General features: G+C 58.7%; 15 protein-coding genes. 7 read left to right on the top strand and 8 right to left on the bottom strand.

What is annotated here, in order from left to right:
* Window positions 1-61 precede the first annotated feature (61 nt).
* Window positions 62-349 carry an ArsR/SmtB family transcription factor gene (locus ACR3EG_RS05965; RefSeq protein ID WP_480495903.1) on the top strand — a complete coding sequence of 96 codons (288 nt, stop codon included), beginning with the start codon at window positions 62-64 and terminating at the stop codon, window positions 347-349.
* Here the strand turns inward: ACR3EG_RS05965 and ACR3EG_RS05960 are convergent.
* Window positions 346-3,342: a cyclic nucleotide-binding domain-containing protein gene (locus ACR3EG_RS05960; RefSeq protein ID WP_480495901.1), complete on the bottom strand. Its 2,997-nt coding sequence runs from the start codon at window positions 3,340-3,342 to the stop codon at window positions 346-348. The two genes, ACR3EG_RS05965 and ACR3EG_RS05960, sit on opposite strands and share 4 nt — an antisense overlap.
* Window positions 3,343-3,586: 244 nt before the next feature.
* Between ACR3EG_RS05960 and ACR3EG_RS05955 the strand changes: the two genes are divergently transcribed.
* On the top strand, window positions 3,587-3,946 hold the full coding sequence (locus tag ACR3EG_RS05955; RefSeq protein WP_170355054.1) for a DUF3307 domain-containing protein: 360 nt from the start codon (window positions 3,587-3,589) through the stop codon (window positions 3,944-3,946).
* Here ACR3EG_RS05955 and ACR3EG_RS05950 read toward each other — a convergent pair.
* The 7 genes from ACR3EG_RS05950 to ACR3EG_RS05920 form a co-directional block, all read right to left on the bottom strand.
* Window positions 3,943-4,674, bottom strand: coding sequence for a hypothetical protein (locus tag ACR3EG_RS05950; protein ID WP_480494131.1), 732 nt, complete (start codon window positions 4,672-4,674; stop codon window positions 3,943-3,945). The two genes, ACR3EG_RS05955 and ACR3EG_RS05950, sit on opposite strands and share 4 nt — an antisense overlap.
* A gap of 57 nt (window positions 4,675-4,731) precedes the next feature.
* Window positions 4,732-6,036, bottom strand: coding sequence for an NAD(P)/FAD-dependent oxidoreductase (locus ACR3EG_RS05945; RefSeq protein WP_480494129.1), 1,305 nt, complete (start codon window positions 6,034-6,036; stop codon window positions 4,732-4,734).
* Window positions 6,033-6,704, bottom strand: a complete 672-nt coding sequence (locus ACR3EG_RS05940) for a TetR/AcrR family transcriptional regulator (RefSeq protein WP_170354830.1) — start codon at window positions 6,702-6,704, stop codon at window positions 6,033-6,035. Before ACR3EG_RS05940 ends, ACR3EG_RS05945 begins: the two co-directional genes overlap by 4 nt.
* Complete coding sequence (locus ACR3EG_RS05935) at window positions 6,705-8,246, bottom strand: trimethylamine methyltransferase family protein (protein ID WP_480494127.1); 1,542 nt, start codon at window positions 8,244-8,246, stop codon at window positions 6,705-6,707.
* 2 nt (window positions 8,247-8,248) lie between these two features.
* Window positions 8,249-10,651 (bottom strand): GcvT family protein, encoded by a 2,403-nt coding sequence (locus ACR3EG_RS05930; RefSeq protein WP_480494125.1) that lies wholly within the window; start codon window positions 10,649-10,651, stop codon window positions 8,249-8,251.
* 111 nt (window positions 10,652-10,762) lie between these two features.
* Window positions 10,763-11,392, bottom strand: coding sequence for a glutathione S-transferase family protein (locus ACR3EG_RS05925; protein ID WP_480494123.1), 630 nt, complete (start codon window positions 11,390-11,392; stop codon window positions 10,763-10,765).
* Between the two features lie 11 nt (window positions 11,393-11,403).
* Window positions 11,404-11,934, bottom strand: a complete 531-nt coding sequence (locus ACR3EG_RS05920) for a class I SAM-dependent methyltransferase (protein ID WP_480494121.1) — start codon at window positions 11,932-11,934, stop codon at window positions 11,404-11,406.
* A gap of 200 nt (window positions 11,935-12,134) precedes the next feature.
* On the opposite strand from ACR3EG_RS05920, the gene ACR3EG_RS05915 reads away from it, so the two are divergent.
* Genes ACR3EG_RS05915 through ACR3EG_RS05895 form a run of 5 tightly spaced genes read left to right on the top strand, consistent with a single transcriptional unit; the run spans window position 12,135 to window position 19,355 of the window.
* The gene (locus ACR3EG_RS05915; RefSeq protein WP_480494119.1) at window positions 12,135-13,907 is read left to right on the top strand and encodes an ABC transporter ATP-binding protein; all 1,773 of its coding nucleotides are present in this window, start codon (window positions 12,135-12,137) and stop codon (window positions 13,905-13,907) included.
* Window positions 13,900-15,810: an ABC transporter substrate-binding protein gene (locus ACR3EG_RS05910; protein WP_480494117.1), complete on the top strand. Its 1,911-nt coding sequence runs from the start codon at window positions 13,900-13,902 to the stop codon at window positions 15,808-15,810. The genes ACR3EG_RS05915 and ACR3EG_RS05910 overlap by 8 nt, the downstream gene beginning before the upstream one ends.
* Before the next feature lie 13 nt (window positions 15,811-15,823).
* Entirely contained in the window at window positions 15,824-16,852 is a 1,029-nt protein-coding gene (locus ACR3EG_RS05905; protein ID WP_170753594.1) for an ABC transporter permease, read from the top strand.
* Complete coding sequence (locus ACR3EG_RS05900; RefSeq protein ID WP_480494115.1) at window positions 16,849-18,003, top strand: ABC transporter permease; 1,155 nt, start codon at window positions 16,849-16,851, stop codon at window positions 18,001-18,003. Before ACR3EG_RS05905 ends, ACR3EG_RS05900 begins: the two co-directional genes overlap by 4 nt.
* On the top strand, window positions 18,000-19,355 hold the full coding sequence (locus ACR3EG_RS05895) for a CoA transferase (RefSeq protein WP_480494113.1): 1,356 nt from the start codon (window positions 18,000-18,002) through the stop codon (window positions 19,353-19,355). Before ACR3EG_RS05900 ends, ACR3EG_RS05895 begins: the two co-directional genes overlap by 4 nt.
* Window positions 19,356-19,413 lie beyond the last annotated feature (58 nt).

Below are 19,413 nucleotides of genomic sequence, written 5' to 3'. Positions count from 1 at the left end.
AGGCCCCTACGTGACACTTAAGGAAAAAGACGCTCAGGATCAGGACAGCGCCCTTTCAGATATGCAAGAGAGCGCCGCGCATGCCGCTGCGTTCCTGAAAATTCTGGCCCATGAAGGCCGCCTGATGATCCTTTGCCATTTGGGCGAAGGTGAGAAATCAGTGGGTGAGCTTGAAAGCCTGCTGAATATCCGACAAGCCGCCGTCAGCCAGATGCTGGCGCGATTGCGCGGCGAGGGGCTGGTGTCGACCCGGCGCGAGGGGAAAACGATCTACTATTCTTTGCAGGACGGAAACACGGCCCAAATGATTGGTTTGCTTTACGACCTGTTCTGTAAACCGCAAGACTAGTTTGACACATACCCTGCAATCACCTGCATCAGCTTAAAGGCCGTGGCTGCATCGTTTTCGACAACGGCTAAGAACTCTTCTTCCCCGATCCTGAGGCAGGACAGGTTCGTCTCGGCCAGCATGCTCAGTGCGCGCGGCTCTTTGCGGATCAGGCCCAGCTCTCCGACCAGCGCCCCTGCACCAACTTTTGTGATCAACTGATCCGGTCCGTCAGGTTGTGGCAGATACAGACCCGCCTCGCCTTCCAACACCACATAAGCCCCATCTGTGGGTTGGTCGTCCTTGAGGAACACAACCTCGCCAGGCTTGGCGTCGAACCAGCGGGCACCAAAGGCCAAAAGGCGCAGCTGACGACGGTCAAGACCCGAAAACAGCGGCGTCTGCTCAAGCGCGCGCAGCTTGCGCGCCAAGTCGGCCGAGGCTGCACTGTCTTCTTCCACATCCGCAGGTCCTTCATCTGAAACCACCCGACCCTGCCGGATTTCGACATACATGTCGAATACATCCGGATTGTCATACTGATCGTTCAGATAAATGACGGTCGTCTCAGGCAGCAAAGATCGGATATTCTTATAGACCGCCACCTGCGTGGCCATGTCATAGCTGGCCAGCGCATTGTCCAAAATCAGGATATCCGGTTTCTTGATCGTCGCGCGCGTGAACGAGAGCGGCTCGGCAAAAACCGCCGGCAGATTCTGACCACCCAGCGCCACCGGAACGTCGTAGATCAATTCGACCACCTGTGGCCGTGCCCCGTTGCTGTCAAGAACATCCACGATCAGTTTGCGCACCTCGTCCGAGCGCGCACCCCCAATCTGGCTGACCTTGCCGAACAGCGCATTCTCCATCACCGTCAGGCCGGGCGCAAATTCTTCGGCATTCAGTGGCACAAACACGTCGTGCAAAGTCTCAAGCAGTTTATGCGAATGACTGTGGCGCAGTTCAAGAATGCGGTTCTTCAGTTCATCTGAAAATGCCGGACCGATTTGCTCGGCCGAAATCACAACGGGAACGGCAAGCAGGTTAGCAAGCTGTTCGTCATTCAGACCCGAGACCCCGTCATCCCGCGTCTGCTCCAGCAATTCTATCGCGCTTTCATAAGTCTGTGCTTCAAGGCCCAGCTTTCGAAACAACGGATGGTCTGTGCCGTCCAGACCAAAGATCTGCCGCAGCATATCCACCACATCGCGCGTCAGGTTGACCAGTGTCTCGTCCAGGCCCAGTTCTCGCAGCTCTCCCAAAAAGACAGGTTGGCGGGCCAGCAAGTCCTGCGTCACAGGCACACGTGGGGTCGCGAACAGCAGGTTTTCGGCAACGGGTAAGGCAGGATTATAGCAGCACCAGTCGAAGATCAGGGCCTGCTGTTCAAGCCCGGCATCTCGCACCGCCTGCTGTACGAGGGGTCGCAATTCAATAAGCTTCCGGGCCAGATCCTGATGTTCGTCCGGTTCAAAGACCTGTTCTGCCCCACGTTGGAAAAGCGCCGCGCCCGAGCCCATCCCGTCGATCAGATGCAGCCACCAGTCGCGCAGAGATTCGGCGTTTTCAACACCGGCCCGCGAAGGGTCAAGCCATTCGGCGCTGTAGGGATCGTCACTATTCCCTGCCCGCCGGGTCTCTGCAAAGTCATGATCTTCAACTCCGCCCGTCACTGGCTTGAACCGCATCGGCATCATCACGTTGTCGCCCAACGAGCCTTGAAACATCACCGGACGCGAAGACGCATATCCAACTCGTGCAGCAACGACGCCTTGGTGCAGGTCGGCCATGTTTTCCGCCCCGATTTCAACCCGCCCGGACGAAGGCATGATCTCGCGCGTCAGCAATTCCGCCAGGGCGCGCCGATCTTCTTCGCTGGGGGCTGCGACGCCGATGGTTTTCCCACCGGGAAAGGTCAGGTTCAGGTCATCAAGAACCTGATTGCCGTCCATATCCCGGACCGAGACGTGATCCAGTGCTATATCGCCGTTCAGGCGCGGCGCGCTGTCTGGTTCGCCTTCGAACAGTTTTTCGTCAACCATCCCCGCGGGCGCGAACCGTTCAACAACCACGTCCCAGCGCAAAGACATATCCTGTGTCTGATTGTAGTAGGTCAGCAACTCTTTCCACGGAGAGCTCAGGTCCTTGTAGGCCGCCAGCGCCGCGACAAGCGCACCCAGCGAGACTGAGCCCTGTAGAACCAGCAAGCCGCCAACCAGATAAAACAGGAACGGCGTCAGTTGCGAAATGAAGTTGTTGATGAACTTCATAAAGAACTTTTTCTGGTAGATCTCGAAACGGATGCTGAACAGCCGCCCCAGCTGGTCCGAGATCATCGCGCGGCGATACCGCCACCCCCCATTCGTGCGCAGCGTCGACGCGCCCGCCGCGTTTTCCCCAATCTGAGCGGCCAGGATACGGACCTCTTGGATCCGGCTTTTATTCAGCAGGTTGATCTGACGTTGCAACTTGGGGATCAACCAGGCCTGCACCGGGATCAAGGCAACCGCGGCAAGGCCGAACCAGACGCTTTGCAGAAACAGGAAAGACAGGATGGTGATCATCTGCCCGGCCTGCAGCACGGGTTGGCTGATCGCGTCCCCCATCAACCCGCCCATCGGCTCGCTTTCGGCGGTAATCATCGAGACCATCTCACCCTGGCTGACGCGCTCGAAATAAGGTTGGGGAAAGCGCAGCGCGCGACTGATTAGTTGATACCGGAAACGACGCAGCATCCGCTCGCTCAGAACGCCTTTCATCGTGTTGATCCGCATTTTCATCAGGCCGTGGGCCAGCACCGCAGCCAGAAACGCGAAACACAGGATGATCAGGAAGGTGGTCTGCGGCAACTGATAGCCCATCACATTCACCACCGAGCTTCCGGCCCCGATCGCATCGTTGATGATCCGTTTTGGCAATTCCAGCGTCAGGTACAGCAGCGGAAACAGCGTCGCAGTCACGGCCAGCAAGATCAACTGATCGCGTTTGGAGTATTTCCAAATAAAGCGGAAAATCGTGCGTTCTATGGAACCTGCCCCTGTTGCGGATCACTGACCCGATCTTGGCGACATCGTCGCAAATCCAATGGTTTGAATTTACCGCAATCGTGGCCAGCGACGCAAACAGTTTCCAATTTGATCAGATTTTCGCCGAATGTGAACAAGTTCATTTGCGCAACCACAAGTTACCGCCTAGTGTTTGTATCAGGACGATGTCGGGAGGATTCATTTGCATGCCAATTTAGGCGCAGTGTTTTTGATGCTCTGCTTATTGCAGATCAAACATATGTTTGCGGACTATTACCTCCAAACGCCGAAAATGCTGGCGGGACGCGGGGAATATTTTCATATGGGACGCGCACAACATGCGGCAGTGCATGTTGTGGGGTCCGTCATTGTTTTCCTACTATTTGGCTCGCCTTGGGCATTTATTCTTATCATCGCCGCGCTGGAATGGATCGTTCATTTCAATATTGATTTCGCAAAGGCCAGCTATTCCGACAAAAAGCAACTAATGCCAACGCAAGCGGCCTTTTGGCGCGCGGCCGGGCTGGATCAGTGCCTGCATAATCTAACCTATGTCGCAATGGTCTGGGCCTGGGTGAAATTCGCAGCTTAGGCGACCTTACCCAAAGCACTCTGCCGGTAAGCTGACAGCCACATCTTGTCCAATGCATCTATTCGGTCGATGTCAAACGCATCCGCATGCTCCCAATAGCGACCCGACGGCACGTAGTAACCCAGCTCTTTTTCACGCTGCAATGCCGCACTCATCCCATGCGTGCACGGAAGATCGACCGAACCAAGCGATGTCGAAGCGACCGAAGGATAGACCAGCCTGCTTTCCCCGTTGGAAAGCCGCACGATCCGACATCCCTGAGCAGCACCGAACAACCCAAGCCGAGCCGATTTTGCTTCAAGTGACCTGAGCGTAACGTCAGCACGCAAAGGGTCGGCCGCCCCGGTTCCATAAAAATGTGTCTTTCCAGCGCTGGGGTATACCATGTCACAGCCGAAATATGCCAACACAGAGGGGCGCAGCGCAGCCAGTGCCCAGTACCCTGCGGTAAAGGCCATCGTGCCGCCCGCGTAGACGAACCCACCATAGTCATTTTGCAAAGGTACGTAGTCTGCGGCACCAACAATGGATTGACTGCTAAGCGTCGCGGCGGGTCGGTTCTCGACCGGGAAGTCCTCGGGGTGGATCAGTACATCCCAATCATTACGAATACGCCAGGCGTTGTTGATCGCCACTATGTGCGTAAATGGCGAACGCTCCCAATCTTTCGCTGCAACGGCAGACGGCGCGCTTCCAAGAATCAAAACTCGGGGCTGAGTATCGGTCATTCTGGGGTCCTGCCTTGTTGCAGTCCCCAGAAAGGTTAGAGCGTTTTACGCGTCAAACTACCCCAAAACTGAAAAACTGCTTTCCTCGTTGATCGGGCGCTTCCGGGAATAGAATCCCACGTCGATCACGCGATTGATATAGGGCAACGTAAACTGCAGCGGTTGGGCGTCATGATCAGCGCCACCTTCGACATAGTCTATCAGAGCAGCCATCATCTTGCCGGCAATCGGCGCATTCTTGTATTGGTTCCCGCTTGTGCCGCAGGCCATATAGAACCCCGGCAGGCTGGATTTGTCATAGATCGGAATCCAGTCGGTCGAGGCGTCATACAGGTCCACCACACCGCGCGTCTTCGACGGGATGCCCAGGCTAGGAACCCGCTGGGCATAGCGCATCGCCTGCGTGGTCCATTGGTCGGTGAAATCACGGTTGTAGTTGACATCATCCTCGCACCACTGATGCGGATCGCACTCCGGATCTTCCGAGCCCACAAGGATATGGTTGCCATGCTCGGGGCGGCAATACAGCGCAATGTCGCTGTCCGAGACGATCGTGCCATCGTTTTCAAAATCGAACCCTTCGGGCGCAGGCACATGCACGACCTCTTGCCGAAGAGGGCGCGTCTCGATGGTCATATCATCCAGCACCCCTGCCATACCGTTGATGATGGCCGACCCCGGCCCGGCCACATTCACTACCACCTTGGCACGGATCTCCTCACCAGTGGCCAGCTTAACCCCAGCCACGCGCCCGTCCTCTGTCAGAATTTCAACCACCTCGGCACCGGTGCGAACCTCGGCCCCGTGCTGTTTGGCGGCATCCATCAGGTTCTGCGCCGACAGGGCCGGGTCGGTCACGTAGCCAGCCTGTGGCCAGAACACTCCGCCTTGCATCTTCCGTCCGTTGGACTGGCCAAACTCAGGATCGTCCATGCGTTTTGGCGGTGTGAAACTGTCCATGGAATAGACGGGCAGGCGTTCGGTGATCTTCTCGGGTGTCCATTCCTCGAACGGGCAATCCAGATCCGCGCTGTTAACCATGTGTTTTTCCAACATCCCGTTGGCCTCGGTCTTCATCACCAGGCATCCGGTCTCGCGGAACTGCGCCAGATTGGCGTCTTCTGGCAAGCCCAGATACGCGGCCCAGTCGCGCCAATAGTGATAGCCCTCCCACGCAAAGGCCGTGCCATCAAAGGTCGAATAGTGCATCCGGATGATCGCGCACGAACCGGCGGTCGAGCCATGCCCAACCTGCGTATTGCGATCCAGTGACAAGGTTTTCCAACCGGCCTTGGCCATCTCGAACGCGATGGCCGCGCCGATCACGCCTGTTCCGATGATGATTGCGTCTGGTTGGGTCATGACGGATCTCCTGTCCAGTAGCGCCGGGAATAGGCGCTGAATTCCTCGATCTCTTCACGGCGCGGCTCAACCCCGGTGAAGACAAACAAATAGTGCGGCACCATGGCGATCCGCACAGACATGGGTTCGTTCAGTTGCGCCAGATCGTATCCGATCTGCATGTAATACAGCACGCGGGCTCGGGTTTCGGCCTCGACCTCGGGATAGCCATAGCGCGCGAACATCGCGTGCAAAGCCTCAAGCCGCCGTGCATCCGACTGATCCAGCGCACGGCGCACCTTGCCCGATTTGCGCGCCCAGTCGCGGATGGCGAAATCCAGCGCGGTGTCGAACAGATCGGTGTTCACCACGCAGCGATGCACATTGCACACCGCGCCCGTGATCGTGTCTGCCGGGGCCTCGGCCTGACGGATCAACCCGGCGGTGTTGGTCGCCTGCCACCGCGCCAGAAGCGCGTCCAACAGCTCCTGCCGCGATTTGAAATACCAATAGAACGAAGACCGCGACACCGCCATCCGTTCCGCCAGATTCAGCACCTTGATCTGGTCGATCCCGTCCGAGATCAGGACGTCCATCGCCACGTTCAACCAGTCGTCGCGTGTGACCTTGATGTTACCGACCAGAGGCTCGGCCTCGGGGTCGTCGCGGTGCAGGATCGGTTTGCTCATTCAACTCTCGGGCGGCGCGCCGCCCTCCTCTGTGCGTCGGGCAATGAAGTCGTGCAGATCGCCCAGCCGATCCGAGTTCTGGACGGGGGATTCGAAATTGGCAAGGATGTCCTTCCAGACCCCGGTCGCGCGATGGTTGGCATCGACCGATCCGCGTTCCGTCCACGTGCCGAAATTGGCATAGTCGTGCAGATGGGGTTGGTAGAACTCGGTGTTATAGCGCTCCATTGTCTGACTGGTGGCAAAGAAATGCCCGCTGGGGTCGACCTCGCGCAGCGCGCTATCGAACCCGATCTCGGACGCGCCAGCTTGCGTGCCATTGCACAGCTCGGCCACCATGTTCAGCACTTCGGCATCGCTGACCAGTTTTTCGTAGGAAACGGTCAAGCCGCCTTCGAGCCACCCAGCCGAATGGATGATCACGGTTGCCCCGGCCATCAGACAGCCCCACAGGCCGAACTGGTTTTCATTCGCCGCCTGCACGTCGTTGATGTTCGAGGCCGATCCCGCCGCCGACCGCCACGGCAGGCCCAGATGCCGCGCCAACTGCCCCGCCGCCAAAGACGCCTGAAAATGCGAAGGCGTCCCGAAGGCAGGCGCGCCCGACTTCATGTCTACATTGCTGGTGAACGTCCCATAACACACCGGCGCGCCGGGATTGGCCAGCTGCGTCAGGGTCAGCGCGGCCAGCGCCTCGGCATGGGACAGAGTGATAGCGCCCGCCACGGTGATCGGAGCCATCGCGCCCATCAACGTGAACGGCGTGATGATCGAGATCTGGCCATGCTGCGCAAAGTCGATCAACCCCTGCGCCATCGGAATATCCAGTGTGCGCGGGCTGTTGGTGTTGATGATCGTATAACAATGCGCGTTACCCCGGAATTCGTCATCCGAAAGCCCTCGTGCGATAGACAGCATCTCAAAACTGTCCAAAACCTGCGGGTTGCCACGAGAGAAGAAGAAAGGGAACTTGTCCGTCAGCTCCATCTGCGCGCGCGTCGTGAAGTAGTGTCGCACGTTGGTCGGCACGTCCTGCGGTTCGACCAGGGGCGAGATCATCTGGAACACGTCGAAATGATGGGTGAGCTTCAGGAATTCCAGATAGTCGCGTCCCGATCCCGGCCGCCGCCCGCGTTCTAGATCGGTGGCGTTGGGGGCCGCAGCACCAGGTTGAAAGACCAATGATCCCAGTTCCAGCGTGAAATCCCGATGCCGCGCGCCCGCCCGACAGGCGATGGATTTGGGGGCCGAGGCGACGGCCGCCTCGACCATATCCTTGCCGATAAACACCATCTCGGTGTCTTCATCGACCTTGGCCCCAGCCCTGGCGAACAACGTCCGCGCTTCGGGCAGCAGCACCTTGATACCCAGTTCCTGCAGCAACCGCATGGCCGAAGCGTGCATGTCGGCGATCTGATCCGTCGAGAACACCTCCATCGGCGGAAACGGGTTTCTGAGCTGGCGGTAATTCACATCCCGTTTGGGCGCGGGGGCGGCCTCGGTCCCCCGTCCCCGCCTGCGTCTGCCACGTTGAGCTTCCATGTTCAGCCTCGCATCGCTTTGCCTTGCGGGTCGTACGGTGATGGCGCAACGATCCGTGCAGAGCGTTCGACACCGACCACATGCACCGACAACTCGGTCCCCGGCTCGGCCTTGTCGCGGTTGACCAGCGCCATTGCCAGCGATTTGCCGGTATAATGGCCGTACCCGCCCGAGGTCACAAAGCCCACGCGTTCGCCGTCCGACCAAACGGGTTCGTACCCGCTGGCGTCTGCGTCCAATGCGTCGACCTCCAGCGTGACCTGCACTTGGGCCGGCCCGTTGCCGTTGCGTTCCGCCAAGGCAGCCTCTTTGCCGACAAAGGATTTATCCCAGTCGATCCAGCGATCCATTCCGGTCATCCCCGGCGTATAAAGCTGCGTAAATTCCGCCGACCAGATGCCAAAGCTCTTTTCAAGCCGCGTGGACAGCATCGCGTTGAAGCCACATTCTCGGATGCCTTCGTCGGCCCCGGCTTCCAGCAGAATCCGACGCAGTTTTATGTGGTCGCCATAACGGCAGTTGATCTCATAGCCCTTCTCGCCTGTTACCGACATGCGGGCCACACGGGCGCGGACCAGACCTATATCGAACTCGCCGCAGCCCATGAATTTCAGGCCCGAGATATCCTGCTCGGCCAGCTTCTCGACAACCGCCTGCGATTTCGGGCCAACCACGGCGAAACCGCAGTATTCTTCGCCCAGATCGCGGACCGAGACACCGTCGATCATGTGGTCGTCGAACCACCGCATGTGCCAGGCGCGCAGGTAATAACTGCCCATGATCCACCACGTCCCGTCGCCCCAGTTCAGCACGGTCAGGTCACCCTTGAGCCGCCCGTTCTCGCCCAGCATCGGGGCCAGCTTGGCACGCCCCGGCGCAGGCAGTTTCGAGGCCATCACCCTGTCCAGCCAAACCTGCGCGTTAGGACCGCTGACTTCGAACCGCGAGAAGCCGGTAATATCCATCAAACCGACACCCTCGCGGATCACCTTGCACTCCTCAGCCACGATGTCGTGTGCATTGGAACGTTTCAGGGTTGGCGTTTCCTCGAACCCTTTCGGCGCGAAGTACAGCGGCACCTCCAGATCCCAGCTGACGCCCCACTTACACCCGGCTTCAGTCATCGCATCATGCGCCGGGGCCATTTTCAGAGGACGCCCCGCAGGCAGTTGCTCATTCGGATAGGTCATCACGAAGCGGCGTGAATAGAACTGCCCCGTGGTTTCGCGGATATAGCGTTTGTTCTGCGCAAAATCGCCGAAGCGAGCCACATCCATCGGCCAGGCATCCGCCTCGGGCTCACCATGGATCATCCACTCGGCCAGTGTTTTGCCAACGCCGCCACCTTGCAGGAAGCCCGCCATCACCGCACAGGCCGACCAATAGCCACGCTTGCCCGGCACCGGCCCGACCAGAGGGTTACCGTCCGGCGCAAAAGTGAAGGCGCCGTTCACCCAAGTCTTAATGCCCACATTCTGGATCGAGGGGTAGCGTTCGAAACCCAGCGTCAGCTCATTCTCGATCCGATCTAACTGTTCTTGAAACAGTTCCTCGCCATAGTTCCACGGCGCGCCATCCATGGCCCAGTGTTCATGCTCAACTTCATAAATACCGACAAGAACACCCTTCTGATCCTGCCGCATATAGGTGAACCCTTCTAGGTCCACAGTCATCGGCATCTCGAAATCCGCTTGCGCGACTTCGGGCACCGTGTCGGTGATCAGATAGTGGTGCTTGAGCGGCGAGACCGGCAATTCAACCCCAGCCATGCGCCCGACCTGCTTGGCCCAAAGACCCGCTGCGTTGACCACATGCTCGCAGGTGATCGTACCTTTGTCGGTCACAACCTCCCACCCATCGGCCGTCTGCGTCAGGCTTTCGACCTTGGTTTCCTCATAGTATTCCGCACCGCGTTTTTTCGCCGCCGTCGCGTAGGCCTGAACCGTACCGGTCGTGTCGATATAGCCTTCGCGATCTGCCCACATCGCGCCCAAGACGCCATCGGTGGACATGATCGGGCAGCGTTTCTGCGCCTCCTCCGGGGACAGCAACTCGCAATCATCAATGCCGATGGACTGGAAAATACGGTAATTCGCCTGCAACCACTCCCACCGTTCGGGCGTACCTGCCAATGTCAAACCACCAGTCATGTGCAAACCGATATTCTGGCCTGATTCTTTCTCGATCTCACTCAGCAGGTCGATCGTATAGGCTTGCAGCGCCGCCATGTTTGGATCGGCGTTCAGAGCGTGAATACCACCCGCCGCGTGCCACGATGACCCCGAGGCCAGCCGCCGTCGCTCAAGCATCACCACATCCGACCAGCCGAACTTGGCCAGATGATACAAAACCGAAGCGCCTACGACCCCGCCTCCGATAACCACAACGCGATACTGAGACTTCATCCCGCTCTCCCCTGCATGACTTAAACGGGACGCTAGACGCACTGTTCACTTCTGTCTAGACATTTATGTACAGTTCGTGACGGCGATTTGTGTTGGTTGAATTCAACGAAATTAAAGTTGGGCGCTGGGGCGCGCTGCGACCTTATCGAACCATGCCTGAGTCGCTTTGTTTTCTTGCGGAATTCGCATTTTTATGACGCGGGCAAAATCTACAAATACAAAGGCCGAGATATCAGCCAGGGTAAACTCCGGACCTGCGACATAGGCACTTTCCGCTAAGCGCCCTTCGAGCATGTCGAGGAATCGCCTCACCCTTTCGATCCCGCGTTGGGCCAATTCCGGGATTTGCGCATAATTCGCCGGGCCGGGAATCGCGCGACCTTCGAAAACGGGATGGGTATTGCGCAGCGCCTCGGCGACCGGCGCACCGCCTTGCTGTTCGACAATACTGTTCCACATCAGAACCAACCCCTTTTCGTCAGAGGTACGGCCCATCAGTGGCGGCTCGGGGAAGCGGGCTTCGAGGTATGCCGCGATGCCAAGGTTTTCGGTCAACACGGTCCCTTCATCTGTGACCAGTACGGGAATAGTTCCATTTGGATTGACCGCAAGGAATTCATTGCTCAACTGCTCGCCTTTGGCGATCGAGATGTCACGCGTTTCAATTTCAAGCCCTTTTTCAGCTATGAACATCCGCGCACGGCGCGGATTAGGTGCGGTCGAGCAATCATAAAACAGCATTGGCATCCCCTTCAGCGGCGATAGACGAAACAGCGCCCAGCGACGGCCCCGTCGGGCAAAGGCAACTCGGTCAATCCGTCAAAATACATGCGGTCACTAGACACCATCAGTCCGCCCTCGGCCAGCAACGGCTCGATCAGAGGGGATACAAACCGCGCGAAAGCGTCGTTCTTTTCGCGGCTATGCCCGCCAAGGTCGGCATGAATCAGGCTGGCGGTTGCGCCAAAACGGTCCAGCGATGCCGGCAAAGTCTCGCGGACATCGCCCAGAATCACCAGATCGTCCGGAGGTGTCGAGTCCGGGTGTGACGCGACCGCGCGTTCGAACACATAGACCGGTCGGTTCCGCACATACTGCACCATGTGATGATAGGTGCGACCATTGCCCAACCCCAATTCGAACACAGGTCCCGGCATATCCTGGGTCTGGTCAATGGCAAAGTCCAGACAAGCCCTTTGCGAGACCATACGGTCGATAAACAGATCAAGACGACTTTGGGGATCGGACACTGGGAAATCTCTCCTTGATAGTTGCCGACGCATAACAAGGCAACGACACCACCTGTGATGACAAATCATCAAGGGTTTGTGTAGGCAATTTCGCCGCAGTTTCATATTTCCGCGACATTTCAACACAAGAACGGGTTTGACTAAACAGGGGCAACCGCGCGAAACTGCGTCAAAAAACACGGGGAGTTGATCAAGCCTATGCCGAGTGACGGCCGAACGGGTGGAAAACCCGCATGACTGCGTTGTTGTCTGTCAGGGATCTTAGCATCGGGTTCGGTGCTGGTGAGGCCGTTGTTCAAGGTGTCAGTTTTGACGTCGAGGCCGGGCAGACTTTGGCACTGGTGGGCGAGTCCGGCTCTGGCAAAACCATCTCGTGCCGCGCAGCACTTCGGATCCTTCCACGCACGGCACAAATTCGCAGCGGAACCATTACTCTTAATGATTCCAAAGGCTTGGAAGACCTAACGGCAATCAGTGAACGCCAGATGCGCGGCATTCGCGGCAATCGGGTCTCGATGATCTTTCAGGAACCGATGCGGTCGCTGTCGCCGCTGCACAAGATCGGCAATCAGGTCAGTGAAGTTCTGTGGCTGCATCGCGGTGCATCCGAGGCGCAAGCCCGCAAAGAGGTTCTGACCCAATTCGAACGCGTGGGGTTCCCCGATCCGCAGCGCGCCTATGATTCTTATCCGTTCGAGCTGTCCGGCGGGATGCGGCAACGCGCGATGATCGCGATGGCGATGGTCGCCAAGCCGGAGCTGCTGATCGCGGATGAGCCGACCACCGCGTTGGACGTGACCACTCAGGCGCAGGTGCTGGGGCTAATCAAGGAGCTGCAGCGCGAGACGGGCATGGCGCTTATCCTTGTGACACACGATCTGGGCGTGGTGGCGAACATGGCCGAACAAGTGGTCGTCATGCACAAAGGACGCGTCATGGAATCCGGCGCTGCTGCGCCAATCCTGACCGCGCCAGCGCATCCATACACGAAGCAATTGTTCGACGCCGCGCCCGCGATTCCTGACAAGGACGCAGTAGGGCTGCCCATGCCCCACGAGGACCTCATCCTTCAAATGAAGGATGTGTCCAAAACCTACACGATGCGCGCCAGCAAGGGGTGGCAGGGCGACCGCATGATCCATGCCTGCCGGGGGGTCGATCTGAACCTGGCGCGCGGCAAGACACTGGCCATCGTCGGTGAAAGCGGATCGGGCAAAACCACCGCCGCCCGTATTGCGCTAGGGGCCGAGCCCCCCGATCCGGGCGGCGAGGTGCTGTTTCGCACTGCGCCCGACGCCGATCCGATCACGGTCCATAAAATGACCCGCGCCCAGCGCACTGCGTTTCAGCGCAAGGCTCAGATGGTGTTTCAGGACCCTTACAGCTCACTCAGCCCGCGCATGCGCATTCAGGACGCCATGACCGAGCCGCTTGAGATTCACAATATCGGCTCACCAGCTGAGCAACGTGACAAAGCGGCAGACATGTTGAAACGCGTCGGTTTGAATGCCGACATGCTAAAGCGCTACCCGCACGCGTTCTCGGGCGGCCAGAGACAACGACTGTCGATTGCACGGGCAATGATGCTGGACCCGCAGCTGATTGTCTGCGACGAGCCGACCTCGGCACTGGACGTTTCTGTGCAAGAGCAGATCCTGACCTTGCTGGAAAACCTGCAGGACAGCCTGAACCTGTCTTACTTCTTTATTTCTCACGACCTTGCTGTCGTGGCCCGCATTGCCGACGAAGTTGCGGTGATGCGCCGGGGTCTTGTGGTGGAACAAGCGCCGCCCGAGACCCTGTTCTACAACCCGCACCACCCCTACACAAAGGCGCTGATTGCCGCTCAACCGGAACCCGACATCAACCGGCCCATTGACCTGAATTTGGTTGCTTTGGGCGCCGGTTCCCCCGACAGTTGGGAAGACGCCTTCCGATTTACGGACTCCGTGACACCTTCGTTGGTAGAGATGGAGCCCGGCCATAAGGTACGATGCCATGTTTAAGACCCCTCGCCCCCTGATCCTGGCTGCCGCCCTGTCTGCGCTTTGGTTTCCGCCCGTCATGGCCGAGACACCCACCCCGCAGGAAAGCGCTTTCTGGCAAGCCGAAGTGGCTGCCGGAAACCTCCCCGCTGTGCAAGAACGCCTACCCGCCGAACCACTGATCGTCGATCTGAACGCCAAGGGGCGTGAATTCGGCACTCCGGGAGGAACCCTGCGAACCATGGTTACCCGTTCGAAGGACATCCGGCAGATGGTCGTCTACGGCTACGCCCGGCTGGTAGGGTTCGATGAGAACTACGAAATCGTACCCGATCTGCTGGAATCCTTTGACACTGAAGACAACCGGAAATTCACTCTGAACCTACGCGAAGGCCACAAATGGTCGGATGGATCCCCCTTCACCTCCGAGGATTTCCGGTATTGGTGGGAGGACGTGGCAAACAATGAATTGCTCAGCCCGTCGGGACCACCGGATTTTCTGATCGTCGAAGGCAAGACCCCGACCGTCACCTTCCCGGATGAAACGACCGTTGTTTTTGAATGGGAAGACCCAAACCCGGATTTCCTGCAGTCGCTTGCTCAGGCCCGCCCGCCGTTTATCTACCGCCCATCTGAATTTTTGAAACAATATCACGAGAAGTTCGCAGATGCGGAGGAGCTGGCCTTTAACGTCGAGGACGCCCGCGTCAAAAGCTGGGCTGCACTGCACAACAAACTCGACAACCTCTATAAGTTCGACAATCACGAGTTGCCGACGCTGCAACCCTGGCTGAACGCCAGCTCGGGCAAAAAGATCCGGCACAATTTCGTGCGCAATCCTTACTACCACCGTATCGACAGCAAGGGCGTCCAACTGCCCTATATCGACGTGGTCGAGATGGAGATCGTGGCCCCCGGTCTGGTTGCCGCAAAAACCAACGCAGGCGAGACCGATCTTCAAGGTCGCGGGCTGGCGTTCCGGGATGCGTCGATCCTGAAAAAAGGTGAAGCCGGCGGGGACTATAAGACACTGCTTTGGAAAACTGGTGTTGCGTCCCAGATCGCGATTTATCCCAACTTGAACTATGCCGATGAAGGCTGGCGTGATGTACTGCGCGACGTGCGCGTGCGGCGCGCGCTTTCGCTGGCCATCGACCGCAAGACGATAAATCAGGCGCTATATTTCAAACTGGCACAGCCGGGCGCGATGTCGGTCCTGCCGGCCTCTCCTTTCTACAACGAAGAAAACGCCAAGGCCTGGGCGCAGTATGATATCGACAAGGCCAACGCATTGCTGGATGAAGCCGGGCTGACCCAACGCGACAAGAACGGTGTTCGCCTTCTGCCTGACGGTCGCCCGATGGAGCTGATCATCGAAACCGCAGGCGAGCGTCAGGAAGTCGAGAATGCCCTGCAGATCGTGACAGATACATGGCGTGAGATTGGTGTTGATCTGGTAATGCGCCCGCTGGACCGCGACATCCTGCGCAACCGAGTATTTGCGGGCAACACCATGGCCTCAGTCTGGTTCGGCTGGGATGACGGCATTCCGCAAGCCCACACATCACCTGCCTATCTGGCCCCAACGGATCAGGTGTTTCTGGCTTGGCCGAAATGGGGTCAATATTATCAAACCGGCGGTGATGTAGGGGAAGCCCCTGATATGCCTGAAGCCGCACGGCTGATGGAACTGGCTCATGACTGGGAAATCGCGACCACGGATGATGAGCGCAAAGCCGTCTGGACCGAGATGTTGAAGATCCACGCTGACCAGCTTTATGCGATTGGTATCCTGAATGGTGCCCCACAACCCGTCGTAGTATCGAACCGTCTGCGCAACGTACCCGAACAGGCCATGTGGGCATGGGAACCCGGCGCGCATTTTGGCATTCACCGACCCGACGAGTTCTTCTTCGCCGACTGACAGGAGCAGCTAAATGGTAATGCTGCGCTACGTGGTGTATCGCTTTTTCACGATGCTGCTGACGCTGCTTGTGGTGTCAGTGCTGATCTTCGTGATCATCAACCTGCCGCCCGGAGATTACCTCAGCAACCAGATCGCAGAGCTTCAGGCATCGGGTCAGTCTGCTGGTGTAGCCAAGGCGGAATTTCTACGCACAGAATACGCTCTGGACCGTCCGATGTGGGAACAATACCTGATCTGGATGGGGTTCTGGCCCGGGCCACATGGGTTTGAAGGTCTGATACAAGGCAACTACGGCTGGTCCTTCGAGTTCGATCGTCCCGTAGCCGAGATCGTGGGCGACACCCTATGGCTGACCGTTGTGGTGAACCTTGCCGCGATCCTGTTTGTTTATGCTGTCGCTCTGCCGCTGGGCGTGCTCGCGGCGGCGCGGTCACGGACCTGGATCGACTATACCTCGGCTTTCGTAGGGTATCTGGGTCTGGCCACGCCAAATTTTCTGCTGGCGTTGATCTTGTTCTACTACGGTCACCAATATTTCAACCTACCCATCGGGGGTTTGATGGATCCGATCTACGAGGGGCAGCCGATGAGCTGGGACAAGCTGAAGTCCATCCTGATCCACCTGATTGTTCCAACCTTCGTGATCGGCACCTCGGGGGCATCCGCGATGATGCAGCGGCTACGCGCGAACATGCTGGACGAGCTGGGCAAACCCTATGTGGAGACCGCCATCGCGAAGGGTATGGCTCCGTCGCGGATGTTGACCAAGTATCCCCTTCGCGTGGCCTTCAACCCGTTTGTGGCCGATATCGGCAACCTGCTGCCCTCTATGGTATCGGGGTCGGTCCTGGTCTCGGTGGTGCTGGGTTTGCAGACCATCGGCCCGACCCTGCTGACGGCGCTCAAGACGCAGGATCAGTTTCTGTCGGCCTTTATCCTGATGTTTGTGGCCCTGCTGACGCTGATTGGGACCATGATCTCAGACATCTTGCTGGTCATGCTGGACCCGCGAATTCGGTATGAGGGGCGTGAAGCATGACCAAACGCTCTGACGGTCGCTATGTCGACGATGCCCCCTTCGATCCAGACGCCGCCCTGCAACAGCTTGAGCGCGCCGATCTGGACGCCCCCAACTGGCTGCTGGTCTGGCGCAAATTCCGCACCCACAAACTGGGGCTGCTTTCGGGCATCTTCCTGCTGCTGTGCTACCTGATGCTGCCCTTTGCCGGGTTCATTGCCCCCTATGGTGCGAATGAACGCAATGACGAGCATCTTTATGCCCCGCCCCAAAGCATCAACTGGTTCCACGAAGGCGAATTCGTCGGTCCGTTTGTCTACCCGACAGTGATCGAGGCCGATCTTGAGACCTTCCAGTGGAAAGCCGTGACCGACACCAGCGATCCGCGCCCGCTCCAGTTTTTCTGTGAAGGGGCCGAATACAAGCTGGCGGGGCTGATCAAGTCGGACACGCATTTGTTTTGTGCGCCCGAAGGGGCAACGCTGTTCCTGTGGGGGTCCGACCGTCTGGGTCGGGATGTCTTCAGCCGCATTCTCTATGGTGCGCAACTGTCGCTGACCGTGGGCCTGATCGGTATCTCGGTGTCGTTCTTCCTGGGCATCCTGTTCGGGTCGATGGCGGGCTATTTCGGCGGCAAGATCGACTGGGTCATCAACCGTGTCATCGAGATTCTGCGGTCACTGCCCGAACTGCCGTTGTGGCTGGCCTTGTCTGCGGCGGTGCCCTCGAATTGGAGCCCAGTGGCTGTGTTCTTCATCATCTCGATCATCCTCGGGATATTAGACTGGCCTGGCCTTGCGCGATCCGTGCGCGCCAAGTTCCTGTCGCTGCGTGAAGAAGAATACGTACGCGCTGCCGAGATGATGGGCGCAAGTTCGGGCCGCGTGATCCGCAAGCACCTGCTGCCGAACTTCATGTCCCACCTCATCGCCTCGGCCACCCTGTCGATCCCTGCAATGATCCTGGGGGAAACAGCACTATCCTTCCTTGGCCTGGGCTTACGCGCCCCTGCGGTTAGTTGGGGCGTGATGTTGAACGATGCCCAGAACCTCGCGTCGATCGAGATCTACCCATGGACAGCAATTCCGATGCTGCCGATCATCGTGGTGGTTCTGGCCTTCAACTTCCTTGGCGACGGGCTGCGTGACAGTCTGGACCCCTATCAACAATGACCCTGCTCTCTGCGCTTCCCGCTTCCGAAAGCTACCGCGTGACCGGCAGCGGGGCGCGGCCCAGCGCTTTTGCCGTGTCCGAACTGGCCACCGCCAGTTTTGCCGCAGTGGGGCAAGAGCTAGCCCGCTTGATTGTGGCCCTGAACCTGATACCCAACGCCCCGGAGGTCACGGTCGATCACCGGCTGGCTTCCCTGTGGTACGGGTTTTCCTTCAAGCCCGAAGGGTGGGAGATGCCGAGCCTCTGGGATGCCATCGCCGGTGACTACCAAGCTTCCGACGGGTGGATCAGGCTGCATACGAACCTGACCCGCCACCGGCTGGCCGCCTCGAACGTGCTCAAGGTCGATGCGAACCGCGATGCCGTCGCGCAGGCGGTCAAAACATGGGCCATCGCCGATCTGGAAACCGCCATCGTGGCCGAGGGTGGCTCCACCGCCGCAATGCGCAGCCGGGCCGAATGGCTGGAACATCCCCAAGGCCGGGCGGTGTCGCGTGATCCGTTGATCGGCTGGCACAACCCCCGCCAGATCATGCTGCGCGACCGTCCAGAGGCCACGGCCAAACGGCCACTTCTGGGCCTACGCGTTCTGGACTTGACCCGCGTTCTGGCTGGCCCCATTGCTACCCGCACTCTGGCCGGGCTCGGGGCCGAGGTTTTGCGCATTGATCCGCCCGGCTGGGACGAACCCGGCGTGATCCCGGATGTCTCGGTGGGCAAACACTGTGCCTATCTGGATCTAAAGTCGCCCGCCGGAATGGAGACATTACAGGAATTGCTGTCTCAGGCAGATGTGTTCGTGCATGGCTATCGCCCCGGCGCGCTGGATGCGCTGGGGTTGACGCAAGCGAAACGGGATGCGCTAGCACCCAACCGCATTGAAGTCACCCTGAATGCTTATGGCTGGCAAGGACCTTGGTCCAATCGGCGAGGTTTTGACAGCCTTGTGCAGATGAGCGCGGGCATCGCAGATGCCGGGCGTAGCTGGGCCAAAGCAGATAAACCAACGCCGCTGCCGGTTCAGGCGTTGGATCACGCGACCGGCTATCTGATGGCCGCCGCAGCGCTGTCGGCGTTGTCCGAGGCAGCCTTGGGCAATTCGATCATGCACGCGCGCCTGTCTCTGGCCCGAACGGCCGAGTTGCTGGCCGTGTTGGGTAAAGCCGAAACCTCAAAAGAAATCACTCGCGCCAACCCAACCGATTATGCGCAGGCCCCTGAGAAATCCGACTGGGGTGTCGGCCATCGCCTCAAACCAGCCCTTCGCGTGGGTGGCACGGATATGATCTGGTCCCGGCCTGCCTCAAAACTGGGAACGTCTGATCCCATCTGGCCTTCGCTTAAGCCATAGCGCAACCGCCGCGCGGAACGCGCGGCCCGGCCCAACGCTTTTGGGTGCGTCTCGTCAG

The sequence above is a fragment of the Ruegeria sp. AM7 genome (genome assembly GCF_056535965.1).
The sequence above is the reverse complement of the archived record's forward strand: the minus strand, read 5'-3'. Positions and strand labels throughout refer to the sequence as shown.